This is a genomic window from Variovorax sp. PMC12 (genome assembly GCF_003019815.1).
Taxonomy (GTDB): domain Bacteria; phylum Pseudomonadota; class Gammaproteobacteria; order Burkholderiales; family Burkholderiaceae_C; genus Variovorax.
The window spans coordinates 4,262,774-4,280,849 of record NZ_CP027773.1 but is presented as its reverse complement, the minus strand read 5'-3'; the positions used below and the strand labels follow the sequence as shown (position 1 = coordinate 4,280,849).

Below are 18,076 nucleotides of genomic sequence, written 5' to 3'. Positions count from 1 at the left end.
AGCCCTGCGCGGGCTACTTCAGCGGCGGCTCGGCCGCCTGTTCTTTCACCAGCACGTCCACCGCCCGCGCACGGGTGTCGATGATCGACGCCTCGTAGTGATCGACCGGCTTGCCGGTCTGGCGGATCAGCTCCTGCGCTGCCTTGAAACGGTCTCGCGCGGCCGGATAGTCGAGGATCGCGACGTTGGCCTCGGCATCGGCGCGCACCGCGCGCAGCGTGTCGTTCTCCGCCCCGTAGAGGTTGGCCAGCGTGTGCCATGCCGTCGCATCGCGCGGGTTCGCCGCGACCCAGTCGCGCAGCACGGGAATCATTGGTGCGGGCTGGCGCAGGGCGGTCGCGGCTTCGGCGGCAAGCATCATCTCCGGCCGCTCCTTCGACTTGGCGTCGAGCAGCGCGGCGGCCTTGGCCGGGGCGCCCGCGGCGAGTTCGATCTCGGCGCCGAGCCAGCGCGCCTGCTTGGCCGCGGCGGGGTCATCGGCCGTGCGAGCCATCAGCCTTTCGGCCAGCGCGCGTGCCGCCTTGTAGTCCCGCAGCTCCTTCGCCGACAACGCCGCCGCGTAGAGCGTGCCGGCCTGCTGTGCCGGCGAGCTTTTCGCGAATTCGCCGGAGGACGCGGAATCGACCCACAGCCGCAGCACGTCGACACCCGGCCGCGTCAGCACGCGGGCGCGCGAAGCGATCATCGCGTGGTCCATGACGAGCGGCAGCGGCGGCGTGGCGTCCATGCGGAACTGGAAGCGGCCCTGCATGTCGGAGATGCGCTCCGTGGTCAGCGGATGGCTGCGCAGGTAGGGGTAAGAGCCGTTGTCGTTCAGGCGCGAGGCGTACTGCAGCTTCTCGAACATCGCGGCGGCGCCCTGCGGCGCGAAGCCCGCCTGCGTCATCACGCCGAAGCCGACGCGGTCGGCCTCGCGCTCCATGTCGCGCGAGAAGTTCAGCTGGTTCTGCGCAAAGAGCGCCTGGCTGCCCATCATCACCGCCTGGCCGGCATCGCCGTTGCGGCTCTTGCCGGCCGCGATCATCCCGAGGATCAGGCCCGCGATCATCAGCGGCATCTGCTTGCCCTGCTTGCTCATGATGCGCGAGATGTGGCGCTGCGTGACGTGCGAGAGCTCGTGCCCCAGCACCGTCGCCAGCTCGTCGCGGCTGCCGACCGCGGCGACGAGGCCCAGGTTCAGGCCCAGATAACCGCCGGGCAGCGCGAACGCGTTGATGTTGCGGTCGCGTCCGAGCAGGATCGTCCAGGCAAAGCGCTCGTCGAGCTCGGGCGTGAGTTCGCCGCGCGCGCGGGCCGCCGCCAGCAGGCGCTGCCAGATGTCCTGCACATAGGCCGCGACCACGGGGTCGTCGATGTAGTCGGTGTCGCGATAGAGCTCGCGGGCGATCTGGTCGCCGAGGTGGCGCTCGGCGCTGGCGGTCATCTCGCCGCCGTCGCCCAGGCCGGGCAGGACCTGCATCTGCATCTGCGCCAGCGCGGGGGCCGGCAGCAGGGCCTGGGACGCTATCAAGAAAGTAGCGCAGAACGTCCGCAGGGCGGATGTCAGGCGGCGTCTTCTGAAGGGAGTGGGAGTCAAGCGCGGCATTCCTCGTCTGTGGCTCGGGCTCGTATGATGCATCTTCAAATCGAACGTTCACCATGAGCACTCTCACCCATTTTGACGCCCAGGGCCAGGCCCACATGGTCGACGTGGCCGGCAAGGCCTCCACCCACCGCGTGGCCGTGGCCACGGGCCGCATCGAGATGCAGGCGGCGACGCTGGCGCTGATCGAATCGGGAACGGCGAAAAAGGGCGACGTGCTGGGCATCGCCCGCATCGCGGGCATCCAGGCGGCGAAGAAGACGAGCGACCTGATTCCGCTGTGCCATCCGCTGGCGCTGACGCGGGTGGCGGTGGCGTTCGCCCTTGCCGACTCGGGCAACGCGCCGCAGGTGGCCTGCACGGCCACCGTCGAGACCGTGGGGCCGACCGGGGTGGAGATGGAGGCGCTGACGGCGGTGCAGGTGGCGCTACTGACGATCTACGACATGTGCAAGGCGGTGGACCGGGGGATGCGGATCACCGATGTGCATGTGCTGGAGAAGCATGGGGGGAAGTCGGGGAGTTGGGTGGCGGGGTAGCCCGGTTCAGTTCCAGCACGCGCTTGCAGCCGCCAGTGCCGCGTTGAAGCCCGTGTAGTTCTCTACGGATTTCCGGCCCGTGTGCGTGACGACATAGTCGCCGCAGCGGTCGCCGCTCATGGAACCCGTGCGCACTGCCTTCAGGGTGTAGGCGGTGCCCTTGTCGTTTGGCGTCAGCGCGATGTTGTAGTTCGCGGCGCCTTCGCCCGGCAAGGGTGAGGTGCTGAACTGGGTCTTGAACACGCCGCCGTTCGCGTTGATGTCCGTTCCGTCCGCCGTCTTGGCGTAGCTGTAGTTTTCGCTGTAGTGCCGCTCCAGCCATTGCTGGGCCTGCGCGAGCGAGGCCTTCGCCTGGGCGCGCTTGCCTCTGGCGATGTGCTCGCGGTAGTTCGGGTAGGCGATGGCGCTGAGGATCGCGATGATGACCACCGTGATCATCATCTCTATCAACGTGAAGCCCCGCGCGCGTGCTCGTCCGGCGCTCATCGGTGCTTCTCCACGGTCGTCTTCAGGCCGGGGATCTCGCGCCAGAAGATGCGCGCCTGCACGGTGTTCTTCTTCATCGTGATGTCGGTGTTCGGCCCCACGATCCGGGCGCAGGACAGGCCCGCCGCGCACCGGGCGGTCGAGTCTTCCGGAATGGCGAAGCGCTGGTCGAGGCCGACGATGCCGATCACCTCGCCCGCGGCGCCGGCAATGCCGAAGAGATTCGGTGTCGTGGCAACGCCCGCGACCCCGTTCACCTGCACGTCGGCCCCGGCGCCGCTGTCGGCGCACATGACCTCCGCCGCCGCCTTCTTGTAGACGATGGGAATGTTGACGTCCTTGCCCATGGCCTTCGGATTGCCCAGCACCATGCCGGAAGCCAACGAACCCGGAATGTTCACGTACCAGCCCTTCTTGCGGCTCCAGTCGATCGCGCCGGTGGCGCTCTGGACGATCGCCTCGGGCTTGTTCGTGCCGAGGCTCCACGTGCGCTGCTCGAGTTCGGTCACGCCCGACGGAATGGTGGCGGGGGCTGCCGCATAGCTCGGCTTGTCCCAGATGCCGAAGACGCGATGCTGCCGCGCCTTGTCGGGAAAGTCGCCGGAAAAGATCGATTGCCCCGTCCCGAAGACCACGACCTGCCCGCCGCCGGGATGGAAGCGCGTGACCGGCGCTGTCGTGATCGGGAGCACGTTCGACAAGGCGTCCATGGCGACGTACAGCGGCTTGCCGTAGGCCTCTGCCCAGCGGCTCGCGTCATCACTGGAAACATCGAACTTCCACATGTTGCCCTTGAGGTCGCCGGCATATATGGCGTCCGCGATGCCGTCATCGTTGGTGTCGAGCCAGGTCGGCTGCATCAAGCCGCCGCCGCCCGCCGTGCCGACTTCGATGCGCTTGTAGTGGGTGTTGTGCACCCATCTGCCGTCGGAGCCTGGCCCGTCGACGAAGAGGATGTAGAGCACGGTCTTGCCCGACGCGCTCGACACGCCGTTGCCGAACAGCACGGCGAACTTGCCGTTGGCCATTCGCGCGACCTGCGCGGCCTGGTTGCTTGCCGGGTGCACACCGCCGTCGGAAATGACATGGCCCAGGTCGGCGTCGTCCGCGGTGGTGAACTGCCACTTGAAGACGCTGGCGGCATTGGCTTCGGTCAGCGCTGCCGGCGACGTCACGTCCAGCGCGAAGATCGCCTTGGCGCCGCGCCCCAGGCTGGAGAAAAGGTACGTGCGCCACGCGGCCGTGGCGGCGGAGGTTTTCACATCCGCGGTGAATGGAGAGCCGTCCATGTAGGCGCGCAGATCGGTGACCGTGGGATCCGGAATTTCCTTGAGGCGCGAGGAGAGCGCCTGCGGCACATAGGACATGACAGGCGTCAGCGCGTCTGCGGTGAACGCGTGGAGCATGCCGTCCGCGGCGCCCACCCATACCAGCCTGGCGCGCGACTTCTGGGCGGTCTTGAATGTGCCGTAGCCGCCGAAGACGGCGCCGAAGAAGTTGGCCGAGGGCCGGTCCTGCAGCCAGGGGTTGGCGTTCACCACGCCGCCCATGATCGAATCCGAGTTCCGGTCACGGAAGGTGCCTCCGTACAGCTTCTCGTGGGTGCGGGTGCCGCGCAGGTAGCCGATGACGTCCTGCTGCACGCTCGTGGAAGCGCCGAGGCCGGCCAGGTACGTGGCGCCCGCGGGGACGTTCAGGCCCGCATGGGTGAACGGCACCCCGGTGGTTCCGAGGTTCGTGATGATCGCGCGCGTCGCCGCGCTGGTCAGGTTGGCATGCCCCTTCGCGGAAGGCGTGGCGCCGAAATTGCCGGCCGCGTCGAGCCGGTAGGCCAGCAGTTCGCCGTGCAGGTCGGACGCGGAGAAGTTGGCGACGTACTTGTAGTCGCCGGCGCGCAGGTCGGGCCGCGACACCGCCGGCGCGGAATTCGAAGTTCCGGTGATGTCCGCGAAGACCTGCCGCAGCGATTCCTCGAGCAGGTCCGGACGCCGTGCGAGGAAATAGTTGTCCGGAATGCCGTCGCTGCAGTCGGGCTGGCCGGCGGCCCCGCAGGCGGCACCGTCGGCCCGCCTGGTGTCCCACTTGGAAACGGCGTCGGGGAATCCGGTCGGGGTCTTCTCGGAGTCCTTGAAGCCGCCGTATTTGGCAACGTACCAGAGCGGGTCCTGGATCGCTGCCTCGCTGGAGCCGAGCATCTGGTAGTCGAGCCGGGTCTCGCCCTTGACGAAGACATTGCCGAACTTCACGCACAGGCGCGGCGCCACCTTGTGGTCCCACGGCTCCGGCTTGCTTCCGTTGTCGTTCAGGTAGCACTTGGCTGCAGTCGGCCGGTCTTCGCGCTGCACGTTCGATGCGGCGTAGGACGCGGTCAACTCGCTGGAGGCGTAGTTGTTGATGCCGCTGTGGAAGTGGCTTCCATCCCTGTTGCTGCCCACCACCGTGTAGCCGAAGGCGAACGGCCCGGCGTTGCCGGTGTTCGACTCCAGGGTCTGCGTGAACACGCGCAATGTGGGCGGCGTGGTGCTCGCATCGGTCTCGTACCGGATGGAGCCCAGCATGTCCTGGTCCTGGTCTTCACCGAGCGCCTGGTGCTGCCAGAGCACGAGAAAGGTCCCGGATTCGCCGTTCGCTGCGCGCTTCAGGACCTTGAAGTCCACCATGTTGCCTGGAAGTGGCGTCTTGCCGTTCCAGTCGATGCTGGCGGGGGTGATGAAGACGTAGCGCTTCGGGCTGGAACCTGGAACCGGAATGCGGATGGAGGCGGACCCGCCCGACATCGTCACCGCGTACTGGCGGACCTTCAGCACGTTGGCGTTCGCGTCCTTGGGCACGGTCAGTTTGGGGCGGATGCGGTTCACGTGGGCGTAGTAGGCGGCTCCGGCGCCGAGGTAGGTGCCCCGCATGTTCGGCGCCTCGGGGCACAGGCCCGACACCATGCTCAGGTCTCCGATGAGCTTGCCGGTGCAGATGCCTTTTATGCCTTCCCTCTCGGTGCTCGCGTCGACGGAGCCGGCCAAGCGCACCGTGCCCGAGATACCTTCATTCGCGGCGTTGCCGATCAGCCTCGTGTAGTAAGCCGCGTCGTGCGAAGCGCCGATGCCAAGTTCGCTGTCGTTCAGCGCGCCCATGCTGTCGCCATCGAACGTGCCCACGCCGCTGGAGATGGTGACCATGTTGAGCGGTCGGCAGATGCTCTTTCCGTAGAGCGACTCACGCGACTTTCCAGAACCCGGGTACTGCGGATTTGCCTCGAGCGGATCGATCCAGGCGGGGGACGGCAGGCCCAGCGTTGCGTCTTTTTCTCCGCCACGGTAGAGAGCCCCTTTGGAGGCGTAGTAACGCAGCCCCTCCAGAATGATTTCTCCGATGGGATTGCCCCATGACGGGCAATCTCCGTTCTTGATGGTGTTGGAAAAGCAGTCGTCTGCGTATCTTCCGGTCACGGGTTTGTATCCAAAAGGCCTTAGCCGATTCATCGAATAGATGATGCCGCGATCGTTTGCATTGGAGAAAACCTTGAACACCCCCGTTTGCGCATCGATTTCATCATTGATCTCGGACATGTTCTTGCGAAGCACGCCGCCATCGAGATTGGTGTCGAAGGAGCCGAGGAACATCGCAAATTCAGCCTTGGCTGCGCTGTGCCCGTAATTGCTGCTTTCTCCAAATTCATTCAGCAGGCCGATCGGCTTCAGATTTGAATTCGGATATTGCTTGCAACGCTCTTCCCCGATCAGATCTTTCCTGCAAACTTCCACTCGGGCCATGTATTCATTGGCCTTCGCCGGATTGCTGCCCTGGTGCGCCGATGCGCCACCAGCGCCCACATAATTCGCAGTCATGAATGCGACGGTCAAATCCTGCCAATCGTATTTTTCCTCGTTCAACCAGTTGCAGCTGCGGACTTCCGTCATGTTCCACAGAACATAGTTGCCTTCGGCGGCACGAATCACCGGGTTCAATTCCGATATCTGCGATTCTTCGGCATTGGTCGGATTCTCGTGCCGGCGGCACAGCGTGAGCCCCGTGGCGTATGAAAACGGCGTGAGGCGAATCAGGTCGGGGCCGTTGTAGTACTTGGCGTAGGCCTGGCTGTTGCGCGGGACGAAAGCCATTTCGAGCACGGTTTTTCCAGGATTCTGCGAAGACCCGGCTTCGTCGGTGGAGCGCAATCCACCGTAAAGAATCTTGCGAAGCACGTCCATGCGGGACATGGTGGCCCAATTCAGGAAATTGCCGCTCCAGAGGCTGGATGACCTGGCACCCGCTTCGGCGCAGTAGTATCTCGGCGAACCTGCCGGGTCTCCGGCCACAGTCACCTTTTCGGCCAATTTCTCCGGAACGAAATTGCCGGCTGCTCCGGTGCCGCCATAGCTGTAGCATTTCGTCGGATCGAAATATCCGTAGTATTTGAAATACGGCAAAAAATAGTAATCGATGCTGCCGTCGAAATTCAGATCTTCGTAATCCGTATAGGCGCGGCTGAACATGCTGTAGTCCTTGGACACGTTCAACACCACCATGGGCAGATTCGGATCCGGATTCACGTTGGGCGGAACCGCCTGGATCTGGGCATTGGCAGCACCCGCCACGGCCAGGAACAACATTGCCGCAAATTCGATGATTGCTTTTTTCATTTTCAGCTTCGCTTGAAATAGCTTTGCAGCACGACTTCCGTATTCGGGTCGAGCCCCCAGCCGCGCGCGGTATTCCTGAAATAGATTTCTTCGCCGCGCTGCATGTACTCGATCAGGTATTCGGGCTGGCGAGACACCCCCTTGACGCCCGGCGTGCCGGTGAAGGTGCCCAGCGGGACGCCCCCTGTGAAAGCGCAGCCGGAAGGCGGACTCGCCTTCCAGCCGACGCCGCCGCTGTCCGCGGGCCACCACGGTTCGGGGTTGGTCTTCGACTTGGCGTTGCTGTCCGCGTAGTAGGAAGCGGGCGTCTGCTCGCCGAAGCGGCACTGCCCGCGGGGGCAGTCGGTGCCGAAGTTCGGCTCGCTGTAGGCCGACTTGATGGGGCGGTCGTCCCCGCGTGGGCAGGCGGCGCCCGTCACGTCGTCCGCCAGCGAAATGTCTCGCTCCGCGTCGCGCAGCGCGGCCTCAGCGGCCTGCCTGGCAATTTCCATGTCGAGCACGTTGCGTGCGATGTGCTCGCCGAACATCACGCGCCGCACCGCAAAGGCGGCCACGCCGGACAGGATCACGACGAACACCAGCACGATGACCAATGCGAGTCCGCGCTGGGCGGCGGGGCGGTGCATGCGGTTCAAAACGTCCTCGTGAGGTTGTTGCGGACGCCGAAGATGCGGGTCTGCTGCTTGTAGATCGCGCGATCCGCGCCGGAGAAGCTGCGCGAGACGCCGTCGCAGTCCACATAGCTGCCGCTCGAGGTCTGCCTCACCGATGCATCGAGCGTCTTGGTCACGACGCACACCTGCACGGCGACCACGCGCTGCCAGGCGGTCTTGCTTTGCCCGTCGATGGTGGCTGCCGGCTGTGCGCTGACCTCCGTTGCGGTGAAGAAGCGCGCGGGCGACTCGAGCGTGTTCGCCTCGGCAACCCCGTAGCGAAACCTCAGTTCGACGACGCCCGGGACGATGGGCTGGTGCGGTTTGGTGTTGGGCCCGTTCCCCGCGCAGCGAAAGCTGCGGGTGGAGATGGACCTGCCGTCCTGCGTGTAGGTGTAGCTGTCGCCCAGGCCGTAGACGTTGCTGATGAACAGCGGCAAGACCACGGTTCCGGTGCCTTTGTCGCCCGAGCCGGCGCGGTCCTTGTTGTATTCGGCCCCCTCGAAAGTGGCCAGTTCCACGTCCTGGCGCAGGCAATCCTTCCGCGTGCCGACGCCTTCTATCCCGAAGTTGTCCGCGGAAAAGTAATTGACCACGAGCGAATCAGGCGCCGAGGTGCCGGCTGCCGGGCAGGTTCCGCTGGCCACGTCGAACAGCGCCGCGCTGCAGCCGAAGATGCCCTGGTCGAACGCGTTCTTCGAGCTCGACACGATGTTCGAGTAGGCGCCGGGCAAGCGCGAAGACCCGGCCGAAGCCGCGAAGCTGGCCGGATAGAAGCCCGCGTTCTTCAGGTCGCGGCCGATGATGTCCAGCACGATGTTGGCGGCTTCCTGCTGCTCGGCGCGGGCGTCGATGGCCCTAGCCGCCCGGTTCGTCGAAACGAGCAGATAGCCGGCCACGGCGGCCAGCAGCAGCCCGAGCGCGATCGCAACCAGCAGCTCGACCAATGTGAGGCCGCGCGACCTGTGGGCACGCGTCTTCATGGCAGAACGCTCGTGGTGTAGCAACGCACGCCGGCAGGCGCCGAGGCTCCCTCAGGGCAGCAGAAGCGGGCCGACGCCGTCTGCCGGTCGTCGGCCTCGTCGGTGCAGACGGCCGGTTCGATCGCATCGCCGGCCTTGTCCGTCGCGCTCTTGTCGAACCACATCACGCTGACGACGAAGCCGGACGCGATGTTGCCGGTGATGTAGCCCGCCCCGCCCGGGAAAGCCGTGCGAAGAATGTTTTTCCAGGCCGCGAGGTCGTAGGCCGCCAGTTCCGCCGGGCTGCAGACCGCTGTCAGGCAATTCTTCGACGGTACGGTCACCGCGTCCGCGGCCTGCGTCGAATAGTCGTCGGTCAGCTGATAGCCCGATCCGGAAGCGGCGACACCGCCGACCAGGCCCGAATAGCCGTTTGCCCCGGGTACGTTGATGCGGATCCTTTCGGACAGGTCGTCGATGACCGCCGAAACATTCAGCCGGGCCTCGTTGCCGGTCTGGTACCTCGTCGCGGCAGCCATCAGGCCGGCGATGCCCAGCAGCCCGAACGAGAAGATCAGTAGAGCCGCCAGCGCCTCGATCAGCGCCACACCCGATTGCCGAGCGCGATTCATCATTCGCCTTCCCACCTAGTTTTGATTGCTGTCGTCGCAGCTGATGCCGCCGACGTTGCCGACGCGGGCGCGGCCCATCACGTCCAGGCACACCACCTTGGTGGTGGAGGCGCCCACAGGCGCGAGCCCCAGCGCCTGCTGGGCGGTGAGGCTCGAGCGCCCGCGCGCGTCGAAGCGCAGCGCCGCGACCTTGCCGGTGGGCGCGGTCAGCGTGGGACCGTTGGCCTTGCCGATGTAGAACTTCAGCAGCCGCGCCGTGTCGTCGTCGGCAACGCTGTCGCACTTGGGGTTGGAGAACACGATCCACCCGCCGCTCCATTCGGCCCCTCTGCCGGCGCAGGTGGGATCGGCGACGGTGATGTCCGCCGGCACGCAGACGGTGACGCACTTGTTCGTCGCGATGGCTTCGGAACGCGCGAAGCCCACCGCCATGACGAACTCATTGCCGAGCGTCGCCGCCGCCGAGTTCCGTTGCATCGCGACAAAACCCGGCACGGCCAGCGCCAGCAGTATCCCGAGCATCGCGACGACGACCACCATTTCGACGAGCGTGAACCCGCCGCAACGCAATGCTTTGCGCCTCCAAGCCATGTGTGGCACCTCTCCCTTGCATCACTGTTTCTATATGTGTCCTGGATGCTAGGTGAGTTTGAAAGTACTCAATTGCCGTTTGTCACCTGAATGTGACCGCTTGACGCTTTCGCATTACTTCCAACGCTACAGAGAAAAATCAGGTTGCAGTCCACGTGTCCTCGGAATTGGCCATCCTCAGCAAATGCCTTCGCAGTTGCTTGCCCTTCAAATGACCGGCAAAAGTTATTAACGCGATGCGGCAGTAGAGCAATGCAGCACAGGACATCAACCAGTCCCAGGTGCCGGGCGGTTTGCCGACGAATGGTCATCGACGGGGGACGAGAGGTTTTGCAGATGTAAACGTCCGAGAACAACAATTAACAGAATTTGTTAATTGTTTACAACCCGTGTCCGGCGCTGCCGGTCAGGGCTGAAAGGCGTCTTCTGATGAAACAGCAATCTGCTCGAAGCCGGATCGTCCGCTCCCGGTCGCATGGCTTCACGCTGATCGAGGTGATGATTACGGTGGCGATCATCGGCGTGCTCGCAGCGATCGCCATTCCGAGCTATCAGGACTATGTGCGGCGCGGGTACGTGGTAGACGGCACAAATGGGTTGGCCACCATGCGCGCGAACATGGAGAGGTATTTTCAGGACAACCGCACGTACAAGAAGATCAGCGCCACCATCCTTCCGCCTTGCGACGCCGGCATCACTGCCAGCCAGCGCACTTTCGGCAACTTCGTGATCAGTTGCGCGACCGTTGTGCCGACCGATACGACGTTCACGCTTACCGCCACGGGGAGCGGACCAGCCAACGGTGTCGTCTACACCATCACCGAGCAGAACATCCGCGCCACGACAGGCATGCCTTCAGGGTGGTCGGGTTGGACAACGTCCTGTGCCACTGACTGGATCGTCAAGAAGGGGCAAGCATGCCCCTCGTCATGACCGGTCGCCGTCACCCTGCGCGGCACAAGGGATTCACACTGGTTGAAATGATCGTGGTGGTGGCGATCATGGCGCTGCTCGCCGCGCTCGCCACGCCATCCATGCTCGGCTGGGTACGCAACAACAAGATCCGCACGGTCAGCGATGCGCTGCAAAACGGGTTGCGGCAGGCGCAAACGGAAGCCACCCGGCGCAGCCGTCAAGTGGTTTTCTCCTTGACCGACGGCAGCCCTACCAATACCAGCTATACGGCCAAGGCCAACGGTAGCAACTGGGCCATCAGCACAGTGGTACCGGCCGACTCCGATGCGACAGCGGCGTTTGTCGAAGCAGGCATCCTGCGAGATGTCGGCTCCAACGTGGCGATCTCAGGCCCCATATCCATCTGCTTCAGTTCGATAGGCCGCCTCGTGGCAAACGACACGCCCGGCCCCACCAGCGCCAAATGCACGGCAGCAGCCGTCCAATACGACATCGCGATGAGCGACAGCAAGACTGGCGACCGACCACTGCGCGTGCTCGTCGCGCTCGGCGGGCAAGTCCGCATGTGCGACCCGGCGCGAACCCTTTCAGACACTCAGCCCGACGGCTGCCCCTAGTGATGAAAAACCCAAGCGAAATAACTCGCCGCCGCAACCAGGGCGGTATCGCTCTGCTTGAAGTCCTGGTGTCGGTGCTGCTCTTTTCCCTGGGCCTGTTGGGCCTGATCGGCCTGCAGGCACGTGCCGTGAGCTTCTCGGTGGATGCCGAAGACCGCAACCGCGCAGCGCTGCTTGCAAACGAAGTGGTCGCGTTGATGTGGCTCAACCAATCGACCACAGTTCCAGCTGCGGCGCTGGATGCCTGGAAGCTGCGTGTCGCCGCGCCGCAAACCGGCGGCTTGCCGAACGGAGTCGGAAAAGTGGCCGTTGCCGGAACAGGCAAGGCGGCCGACGTGACCATCACCTGGCAAGCCCCGTCGCGCAGCACGGGCAGTCAACTCACAACCCATGTGGAGCTGCCCTGATGAGCATTCAGCAAGCCCGCAGCGCGATGCGCGAACGCGGCCTCACCCTGATCGAGCTACTGGTTGCCATGGTCATCGCATTGGTGGTGACGCTGGCAGTCACCAGCGCCGTGATCTTCGGCGAATCGACAAAGCGAACGACCACGTCCGTCAACGACATCAATCAATCCGGGTCCTACGCCGCTTATCTGCTGGACCGTGCGGTGCGCAGCGCCGGCTCCGGCTTCATCCAATCGTGGGACCTGGGCGTATTCGGGTGCAAGCTGCAGGCCAAGCGCAGCAACACCGCGATCCTGCCGCGCACCACGGTTTTCCCCGTGCCGTTCGAGAAATTCCTCGGCAACGCCACCGGGGTCGCCGATCTGCGTATCGCACCGCTGCTGATCGGCAAGGGGCAGTCGTCAGACGGCAAGTCCGACGTGCTGATGGTGATGGGCGGGAACGCCGCAGCTGGTGACGTACCACGCCCGATCATTTCGGCAGGTGCCAGCGACAACATCGTTCGACTGGACAACACCGTACAGCTGAAGAAGAACGACATCGCGCTGGTCAGCCAGGTCGGCAGCACGGACTGTTTGCTCGAGCAGGTCGACTCTTCCTTCGTGGACAGTGCGAACAACGAACTCGCCACGCTCAACGGCACCTACTACACCGCAGGCGTCGGCACCACGCTGGCCTCACTGGCGGCCAGCGGCAGCGCCTACCTCACGCCGCTGGGCAGCGGTACGGCCAACAACGTGCAGTTTCAGCTTTTCGGCATCGGTGCAAACAACACGCTGGTCAGCTACGACTTGCTACGCAGCGATGGCACCGACACCCCTCAGACCCTGGCCGACGGCGTCATGGAAATGCATGCCCTCTATGGACTGGACACCAACACGGACGGCATCATCGACACCTGGAAGGCACCTGACGCTACGGGCTTCGACATCAAGACCATGATGACGGACGGGAAGCTCAGCAGACAGGTGGTTGCCGTGCGCGTGGGACTGATCCTGCGCAGCGCGACCCTCGAGCGCGATCCCGTATCGCAGACCATTCCCGAAATGTTCAGCGACACGGGCATCAAGCGCGACGCCGTGACCCTCACGAATGACGACCGCCGCTACCGCTACCGCGTCGTCGAATTCACCATCCCGCTGCGCAACACCCTGTTGCTGCCCAAATCATGATTACTTCCTTGCACCGGCAGCGCGGGGAGCGCGGCGTCGTGCTGCTGATCTGCCTGATTGTTCTCGTCATCCTGCTCGCGGGCGGCGTCGCCGTGATGCGCTCGATGAACACGACCCTCTCCAGTGCCGGCAATCTGGCTTTCAAGCGCGACCTCGTCAATCAGGGCGAGCAGGCGGCAGTCAAGGCACTGGCGTTGTTCAACACCGGCGGCACCTTGTCCGCCGTTGGCGCCGACTACAACGACGCGACCGCATCGAACTACAGCGCGGTCAGGCTGGACACCAATGATCGAGGCATTCCGCTCGCGCTCCTGAAAGACGACCTCTACAACGCCAAGGCGGCCGACACCATCGTGCGGACCGACGCGGTAAAGATCCGCTACCTCATCGACCGCCTCTGCAACACCAGCGGCGCCGCGAGCAAGAGCACGTGCGTGTACGCCCCGTCCACCAGCGACGTGCGCGGCGGCAGCGTCCAGGAATCGGGGCGTCCACCGCCGCCCAAGGCGCTGGTCTACCGGTTGAGCGTGCGCGTCGACGGTCCTCGCGACACGCAGGTCTTTCTGCAATCCTCCTTCACGAAGCCCGAGTAACGCATCGCGGAAGAACAATGAACAACATATCCATCCTTGCCACGCGCGTGACCTGCGCGATAGCGCTCGCCGGCGCGCTCTTTGGCGTTCAGGCACCAGCCGATGCAGCCAGCCTCGCCGACCAGCCCGTCTTCGCCACGTCGAACGTGCCCGGCAACCTAGCGCTGACGCTGTCTGTGGAATGGCCCACAGCATCGCGCACCGCACACACCGCCGCCTACGCCAGCACCAGCACGTTTCTGGGCTACTTCGACCCCGGCAAGTGCTACTCGTACGTGGTGGATACCACGCCCAACGAGACCAACACCGGCGACAAGAGCTTCTTCAACCCTACAGCCGTAGCCACCAACCGCAAATGCGACGGCACGAAGTGGAGCGGCAACTTCCTGAACTGGGCGGCCACGGCGACCATCGACCCGTTCCGCTGGGCAATGACCGGCGGCCGGCGCGTGGTGGACACTGCGACCGACACCATCCTGGAGAAGGGCTATCACGCAGGACAAGGCCTGTTCGACGACCGCAACCTTCCCACCGCCGAGATTGCGGGCGCCACGCCATTCAGCAACGCAACAAGCCTCGGCATCTCCGTCAACGGCCGCAAATATGCAATGCGCATCACGGCCTCCGGCGCTTCACTCAAGGGCGAGTACTACAACAACGCCAACAAGACGCTCACTGGCTCGGCGACCGTCACGGTTGCACAGGACACCGTCGACCACGACTGGGGCTCCGGCGCGCCCGTGACGGGCATCGGCGCAGACAACTTCGCGGCGCGCTACACGGGTAAGTTCGTGGCGCCTACCACCGGCACCTACACATTCCGGGTTCGCGCGGACGATGGCGTTCGTCTGTGGATTTCTGGAGTGCTGCTCATCGACAAGTGGATAGATCAGGGCGCGACCAACTACGACGCAACAGTTTCCCTGACGGCAGGTCAAAGCTTCGACGTCAAGATCGAGTACTACGAGAACTCCGGCGGCGCGGTGATGCAGTTCCTGTGGCAGAAGCCCACAGACAATGGCTTCAGCACCTTCACCAGCAACATCGGTGCCGCGGTCACCAACGACTACACGATGCGCAACAGGGTGTGCAACCCCAACGCACCCGGCGGCGTGGAAAGCAACTGCAAACAGTACGGCAACAACTGGAAGCCCGAGGGCCTGATCCAGCAGTATGCGCGCCGCATGCGCTTCAGCGCCTTCGGCTACCTCAACGAGGACGGCAACGGCCGCGATGGCGGCGTGATGCGCGCACGCCAGAAGTTCGTGGGACCACAGCAACCGGTGCCCGGGCTTCCCGACACCACCAATTCCAACAAGGAGTGGGACGAAAACACCGGCGTGTTCGTTCGCAACCCCAACCCGGCCGACGCCACGGCTACCTCGGCCAACGGCGTGACCATTGCCGACAGCGGAGTGATCAACTACCTCAACAAGTTCGGCCAGATCATTCCCGGCAACTACAAGTCCAACGACCCGGTCAGTGAGCTCTACTACGCAGCGCTTCGCTATTACCGTAACCTGGGCAACGTGCCGGAATGGAGCAACCTCAACACCACCGACACCAACACGACGGCGAAACGCCTCGATGGCTTTCCGGTCATCACCAATTGGGACGACCCCATCCAATACTCGTGCCAACGCAACTTCGTGCTCGGTATCGGCGACATCTACACGCACGCCGACAAGAACGTACCCGGCAACAAGAACAACGCCAACGAACCCGCGATGCCGGCGGCGGTCACGGCCGACAAGACAGTCAATGCGGTGACGGCAACCAACAAGGTCGGCCAGTTGCAGGGGATGGGAGACGACCTCGGCACGCGTACGAATATCTCGAACGGTTGCTGCAGCAACAACTCGGCGCTCATGGCCGGCCTCGCCTACGACGCCAACACCAAGGACATCCGGCCCGACGACGCAAACAAGCCGAACTCCATCGGCAAGCAGACGGTGCAGACGTATTGGGTCGACGTGCTCGAACAGGCTTTCCAGGCCAATAACCAGTTCTACCTGGCCGCAAAGTTCGGTGGTCTCAAGATACCCGCCGGCATGCAGAGCACATTCGACCCGTACACGTTCACCGGCACCATCCCGCAAACCTGGTGGGCGACCAGCGGTGACATGCTCACCGACACGCGCAATGGCGGCACGACCCAGCCACGGCCCGACAACTACTTCACCGCGGGCCGGCCCGACTCGATGGTGGATGGCCTGACGAAGGCATTCGCGAGCATTGCCAACGCCATCAAGTCATTCACCACGTCGTTCTCGCTGTCCAGCCCGCAGGTGTCGTCCTCCGGCGCGGCGTCTTACGCGTCGCAGTACGACTCGAACGGATGGACCGGCGTGCTCTCCGGCAGCCAGCTCACGTTCCCGGCCGGCGTACCGACCCTCACGGAGATGTGGAACACTTCCACCACGCTGGAAAACCAACTTGCCGGTACCGGCTGGGATACCTCACGCCGGGTGGTCACCTGGAACGGGACCGCAGGCGTGCCCTTCCGCAAGGCAAACCTGACCTCGGCCCAGGTCACCGCCCTCGATACGCCATGGGTGACAGGCGATGACAGCAGCGATTTCCTGAACTACCTGCGTGGTGACCGGAGCAAGGAAAAGACGACCACCGACGACACCAAGCCCTACCGCCGCCGTGCCTTGCTGCTCGGCGACATCGTGAATGCGAAAGTCACACCGGTAGGCCCTCCCTCGGGCCAGTTCTCGAACACGGTCAACCCCGGCTATGCGAAGTTCAAGACGGACTACGCCTCCCGGCCGACCATCGTCTACGCAGGCGCCAACGACGGCATGATGCACGCATTCAACGGCGCATTGACCGGAACCACCGCCGGCCAGGAACTGTTCGCGTACGTGCCGAGCATGCTGTTCTCGGGCCCCAGCAGCCCCGCCACACCGGCGCTCAACGGCCTGGGACAACTCGGCAACCCGGACTATGAACACCGGTACTACGTCGACGCATCGCCCAAGACCTTCGACATCGACTTCAATACTGCCGGCGGCGTCTTCACCACTACCGCCACCGGCAACAACTCGGACTGGCACACCGTGCTGATCGGTGGCCTTGGCAAGGGTGGCAAGGGCTTCTACGCCATCGACGTCACCGACCCCGCGAACATGACCACCGAGGCCAACATCAAGGGCAAGGTGCTTTGGGAGTTCTCCAGCGCTACCACAGGCGTCGGCAATACCCTGGGCTACAGCTTTGGTGCGCCGGTCGTTCTGAAGACCAAGAAATACGGCTGGGTCGTGGTCCTCACCTCGGGCTACAACAACACCGATGGCTACGGCTATGTGTACTTCGTGAACCCGAAAACCGGAGCGCTGCTGGAGAAAGTGCAAACGGGCAACGCGTCGGCAGGCCTGACGCAGCTGACCGCCTACATCACCGACTTCACGGATGGCACGGCCGACGCACTCTACGCTGGCGACCTGAACGGACAGCTCTGGCGCTTCGACGTGACGGCGGCGAAGGGCAGCACCGGCTCTTACCCTGCCCCGTTGAAGCTTGCGACCCTGGCGGATGCCAGCGGCACAGCCCAACCGATCACCACGCAGCCGCTGATTGAAATCGATCCCAAGAGCAAGAAGCGCTATGTGCTGTTCGGCACAGGCCAGCTGCTCGACACCGTGGACATCAATTCGACAGCGGGTCAGTCGTTCTACGCGATCATCGACGGCAACGCGACGAGCTTCGGCACCGGCGGCACTTATCCGATCACTCGCAGCAACCTGGGTGCGCTCACCGAGGCCAACCTGACAGGCACCAACGCGTTCAACCTGGGAACCCAGCTGGGCTGGTATCTCGACCTGGGCAAGGATGCGACTTCGGGGATCACCTGGCGCGTGACGCTGGGGGCGACCTCTTTCAATGGGGTCGTGGTGTTCTCCACGCTGCTGACCACCGGCGATGCTTGCAGCCCATCGGGTCAGAGCCGTATCTACGCCGTGAATTACGGGTCCGGCACGACGGCGCTGACGACGGGGGCGGCATACGTCAGCTACAGCAGCGCGATCACGGACATTCAGATCATCAACAACAACGGCCGAATGCAGGGCATCGCGGGCAACGTGAAGGGTGAAGTGAACCAACCGCCGATCGATTTCGGCAAGGGGACGGGAGTGAGGTTGTTGAATTGGCGGGAAGTGCCGACGATTGATTGAGCGCGGGCTCTTTGTTCGGAAGTCCGATTCAGCTAGCTCGCAAAGCTAAAAGTGGGCGGCAAATTCAGATCTTGGAAAAAGATTGCCGCCGCTCAGGCTTGTCGCGAGA

14 protein-coding genes are annotated in these 18,076 nt (G+C 64.0%); 7 read left to right on the top strand and 7 right to left on the bottom strand.

Annotated elements, in window-relative coordinates:
• Positions 1-13: 13 nt before the first annotated feature.
• Positions 14-1,585: a M48 family metalloprotease gene (locus tag C4F17_RS19790; protein ID WP_106936384.1), complete on the bottom strand. Its 1,572-nt coding sequence runs from the start codon at positions 1,583-1,585 to the stop codon at positions 14-16.
• 53 nt (positions 1,586-1,638) lie between these two features.
• Between C4F17_RS19790 and moaC the strand changes: the two genes are divergently transcribed.
• Positions 1,639-2,121, top strand: coding sequence for a cyclic pyranopterin monophosphate synthase MoaC (moaC, locus tag C4F17_RS19785; protein WP_081268733.1), 483 nt, complete (start codon positions 1,639-1,641; stop codon positions 2,119-2,121).
• 6 nt (positions 2,122-2,127) lie between these two features.
• Here moaC and C4F17_RS19780 read toward each other — a convergent pair whose 3' ends face one another.
• From C4F17_RS19780 to C4F17_RS19755, 6 genes are read right to left on the bottom strand one after another with little or no spacing between them, the layout of a single operon-like run.
• A complete protein-coding gene (locus C4F17_RS19780; protein WP_106936383.1) occupies positions 2,128-2,607 on the bottom strand; it encodes a type IV pilin protein in 480 nt (159 codons plus the stop codon).
• A complete protein-coding gene (locus C4F17_RS19775; protein ID WP_106936382.1) occupies positions 2,604-7,244 on the bottom strand; it encodes a pilus assembly protein in 4,641 nt (1,546 codons plus the stop codon). Before C4F17_RS19775 ends, C4F17_RS19780 begins: the two co-directional genes overlap by 4 nt.
• Before the next feature lie 2 nt (positions 7,245-7,246).
• The gene (locus C4F17_RS19770; RefSeq protein ID WP_205367687.1) at positions 7,247-7,870 is read right to left on the bottom strand and encodes a pilus assembly PilX family protein; all 624 of its coding nucleotides are present in this window, start codon (positions 7,868-7,870) and stop codon (positions 7,247-7,249) included.
• A gap of 5 nt (positions 7,871-7,875) precedes the next feature.
• On the bottom strand, positions 7,876-8,880 hold the full coding sequence (locus C4F17_RS19765) for a PilW family protein (protein WP_106937621.1): 1,005 nt from the start codon (positions 8,878-8,880) through the stop codon (positions 7,876-7,878).
• Complete coding sequence (pilV, locus tag C4F17_RS19760; protein WP_106936380.1) at positions 8,877-9,494, bottom strand: type IV pilus modification protein PilV; 618 nt, start codon at positions 9,492-9,494, stop codon at positions 8,877-8,879. Before pilV ends, C4F17_RS19765 begins: the two co-directional genes overlap by 4 nt.
• Positions 9,495-9,506: 12 nt before the next feature.
• Positions 9,507-10,082 (bottom strand): GspH/FimT family pseudopilin, encoded by a 576-nt coding sequence (locus C4F17_RS19755; protein ID WP_106937620.1) that lies wholly within the window; start codon positions 10,080-10,082, stop codon positions 9,507-9,509.
• A gap of 429 nt (positions 10,083-10,511) precedes the next feature.
• Here C4F17_RS19755 and C4F17_RS19750 point away from each other — a divergent pair, with 429 nt between their 5' ends.
• From C4F17_RS19750 to C4F17_RS19725, 6 genes are read left to right on the top strand one after another with little or no spacing between them, the layout of a single operon-like run.
• The gene (locus C4F17_RS19750) at positions 10,512-11,015 is read left to right on the top strand and encodes a type IV pilin protein (protein ID WP_106936379.1); all 504 of its coding nucleotides are present in this window, start codon (positions 10,512-10,514) and stop codon (positions 11,013-11,015) included.
• Positions 11,000-11,614: a pilus assembly FimT family protein gene (locus tag C4F17_RS19745; protein ID WP_106936378.1), complete on the top strand. Its 615-nt coding sequence runs from the start codon at positions 11,000-11,002 to the stop codon at positions 11,612-11,614. Before C4F17_RS19750 ends, C4F17_RS19745 begins: the two co-directional genes overlap by 16 nt.
• 2 nt (positions 11,615-11,616) lie before the next feature.
• On the top strand, positions 11,617-12,021 hold the full coding sequence (locus C4F17_RS19740) for a prepilin-type N-terminal cleavage/methylation domain-containing protein (RefSeq protein WP_106936377.1): 405 nt from the start codon (positions 11,617-11,619) through the stop codon (positions 12,019-12,021).
• Positions 12,021-13,193 carry a PilW family protein gene (locus C4F17_RS19735; protein WP_106936376.1) on the top strand — a complete coding sequence of 391 codons (1,173 nt, stop codon included), beginning with the start codon at positions 12,021-12,023 and terminating at the stop codon, positions 13,191-13,193. The genes C4F17_RS19740 and C4F17_RS19735 overlap by 1 nt, the downstream gene beginning before the upstream one ends.
• Positions 13,190-13,786, top strand: coding sequence for a pilus assembly PilX family protein (locus C4F17_RS19730; protein ID WP_159053681.1), 597 nt, complete (start codon positions 13,190-13,192; stop codon positions 13,784-13,786). Before C4F17_RS19735 ends, C4F17_RS19730 begins: the two co-directional genes overlap by 4 nt.
• Positions 13,787-13,803: 17 nt before the next feature.
• Positions 13,804-17,967, top strand: a complete 4,164-nt coding sequence (locus C4F17_RS19725; RefSeq protein ID WP_106936374.1) for a PilC/PilY family type IV pilus protein — start codon at positions 13,804-13,806, stop codon at positions 17,965-17,967.
• The last annotated feature ends 109 nt before the right edge of the window (positions 17,968-18,076 follow it).

Excerpts from the sequence above, each read along its gene's own strand:
- C4F17_RS19770 (WP_205367687.1), bottom strand. The coding sequence starts at position 7,870 with ATGCACCGCCCCGCCGCCCAGCGCGGACTCGCATTGGTCATCGTGCTG.
- C4F17_RS19725 (WP_106936374.1), top strand. The coding sequence starts at position 13,804 with ATGAACAACATATCCATCCTTGCCACGCGCGTGACCTGCGCGATAGCG.
- C4F17_RS19755 (WP_106937620.1), bottom strand. The coding sequence starts at position 10,082 with ATGGCTTGGAGGCGCAAAGCATTGCGTTGCGGCGGGTTCACGCTCGTC.
- pilV (WP_106936380.1), bottom strand. The coding sequence starts at position 9,494 with ATGATGAATCGCGCTCGGCAATCGGGTGTGGCGCTGATCGAGGCGCTG.
- C4F17_RS19775 (WP_106936382.1), bottom strand. The coding sequence starts at position 7,244 with ATGAAAAAAGCAATCATCGAATTTGCGGCAATGTTGTTCCTGGCCGTG.
- C4F17_RS19730 (WP_159053681.1), top strand. The coding sequence starts at position 13,190 with ATGATTACTTCCTTGCACCGGCAGCGCGGGGAGCGCGGCGTCGTGCTG.
- C4F17_RS19740 (WP_106936377.1), top strand. The coding sequence starts at position 11,617 with ATGAAAAACCCAAGCGAAATAACTCGCCGCCGCAACCAGGGCGGTATC.
- moaC (WP_081268733.1), top strand. The coding sequence starts at position 1,639 with ATGAGCACTCTCACCCATTTTGACGCCCAGGGCCAGGCCCACATGGTC.
- C4F17_RS19735 (WP_106936376.1), top strand. The coding sequence starts at position 12,021 with ATGAGCATTCAGCAAGCCCGCAGCGCGATGCGCGAACGCGGCCTCACC.
- C4F17_RS19780 (WP_106936383.1), bottom strand. The coding sequence starts at position 2,607 with ATGAGCGCCGGACGAGCACGCGCGCGGGGCTTCACGTTGATAGAGATG.
- C4F17_RS19745 (WP_106936378.1), top strand. The coding sequence starts at position 11,000 with ATGCCCCTCGTCATGACCGGTCGCCGTCACCCTGCGCGGCACAAGGGA.
- C4F17_RS19750 (WP_106936379.1), top strand. The coding sequence starts at position 10,512 with ATGAAACAGCAATCTGCTCGAAGCCGGATCGTCCGCTCCCGGTCGCAT.
- C4F17_RS19765 (WP_106937621.1), bottom strand. The coding sequence starts at position 8,880 with ATGAAGACGCGTGCCCACAGGTCGCGCGGCCTCACATTGGTCGAGCTG.
- C4F17_RS19790 (WP_106936384.1), bottom strand. The coding sequence starts at position 1,585 with ATGCCGCGCTTGACTCCCACTCCCTTCAGAAGACGCCGCCTGACATCC.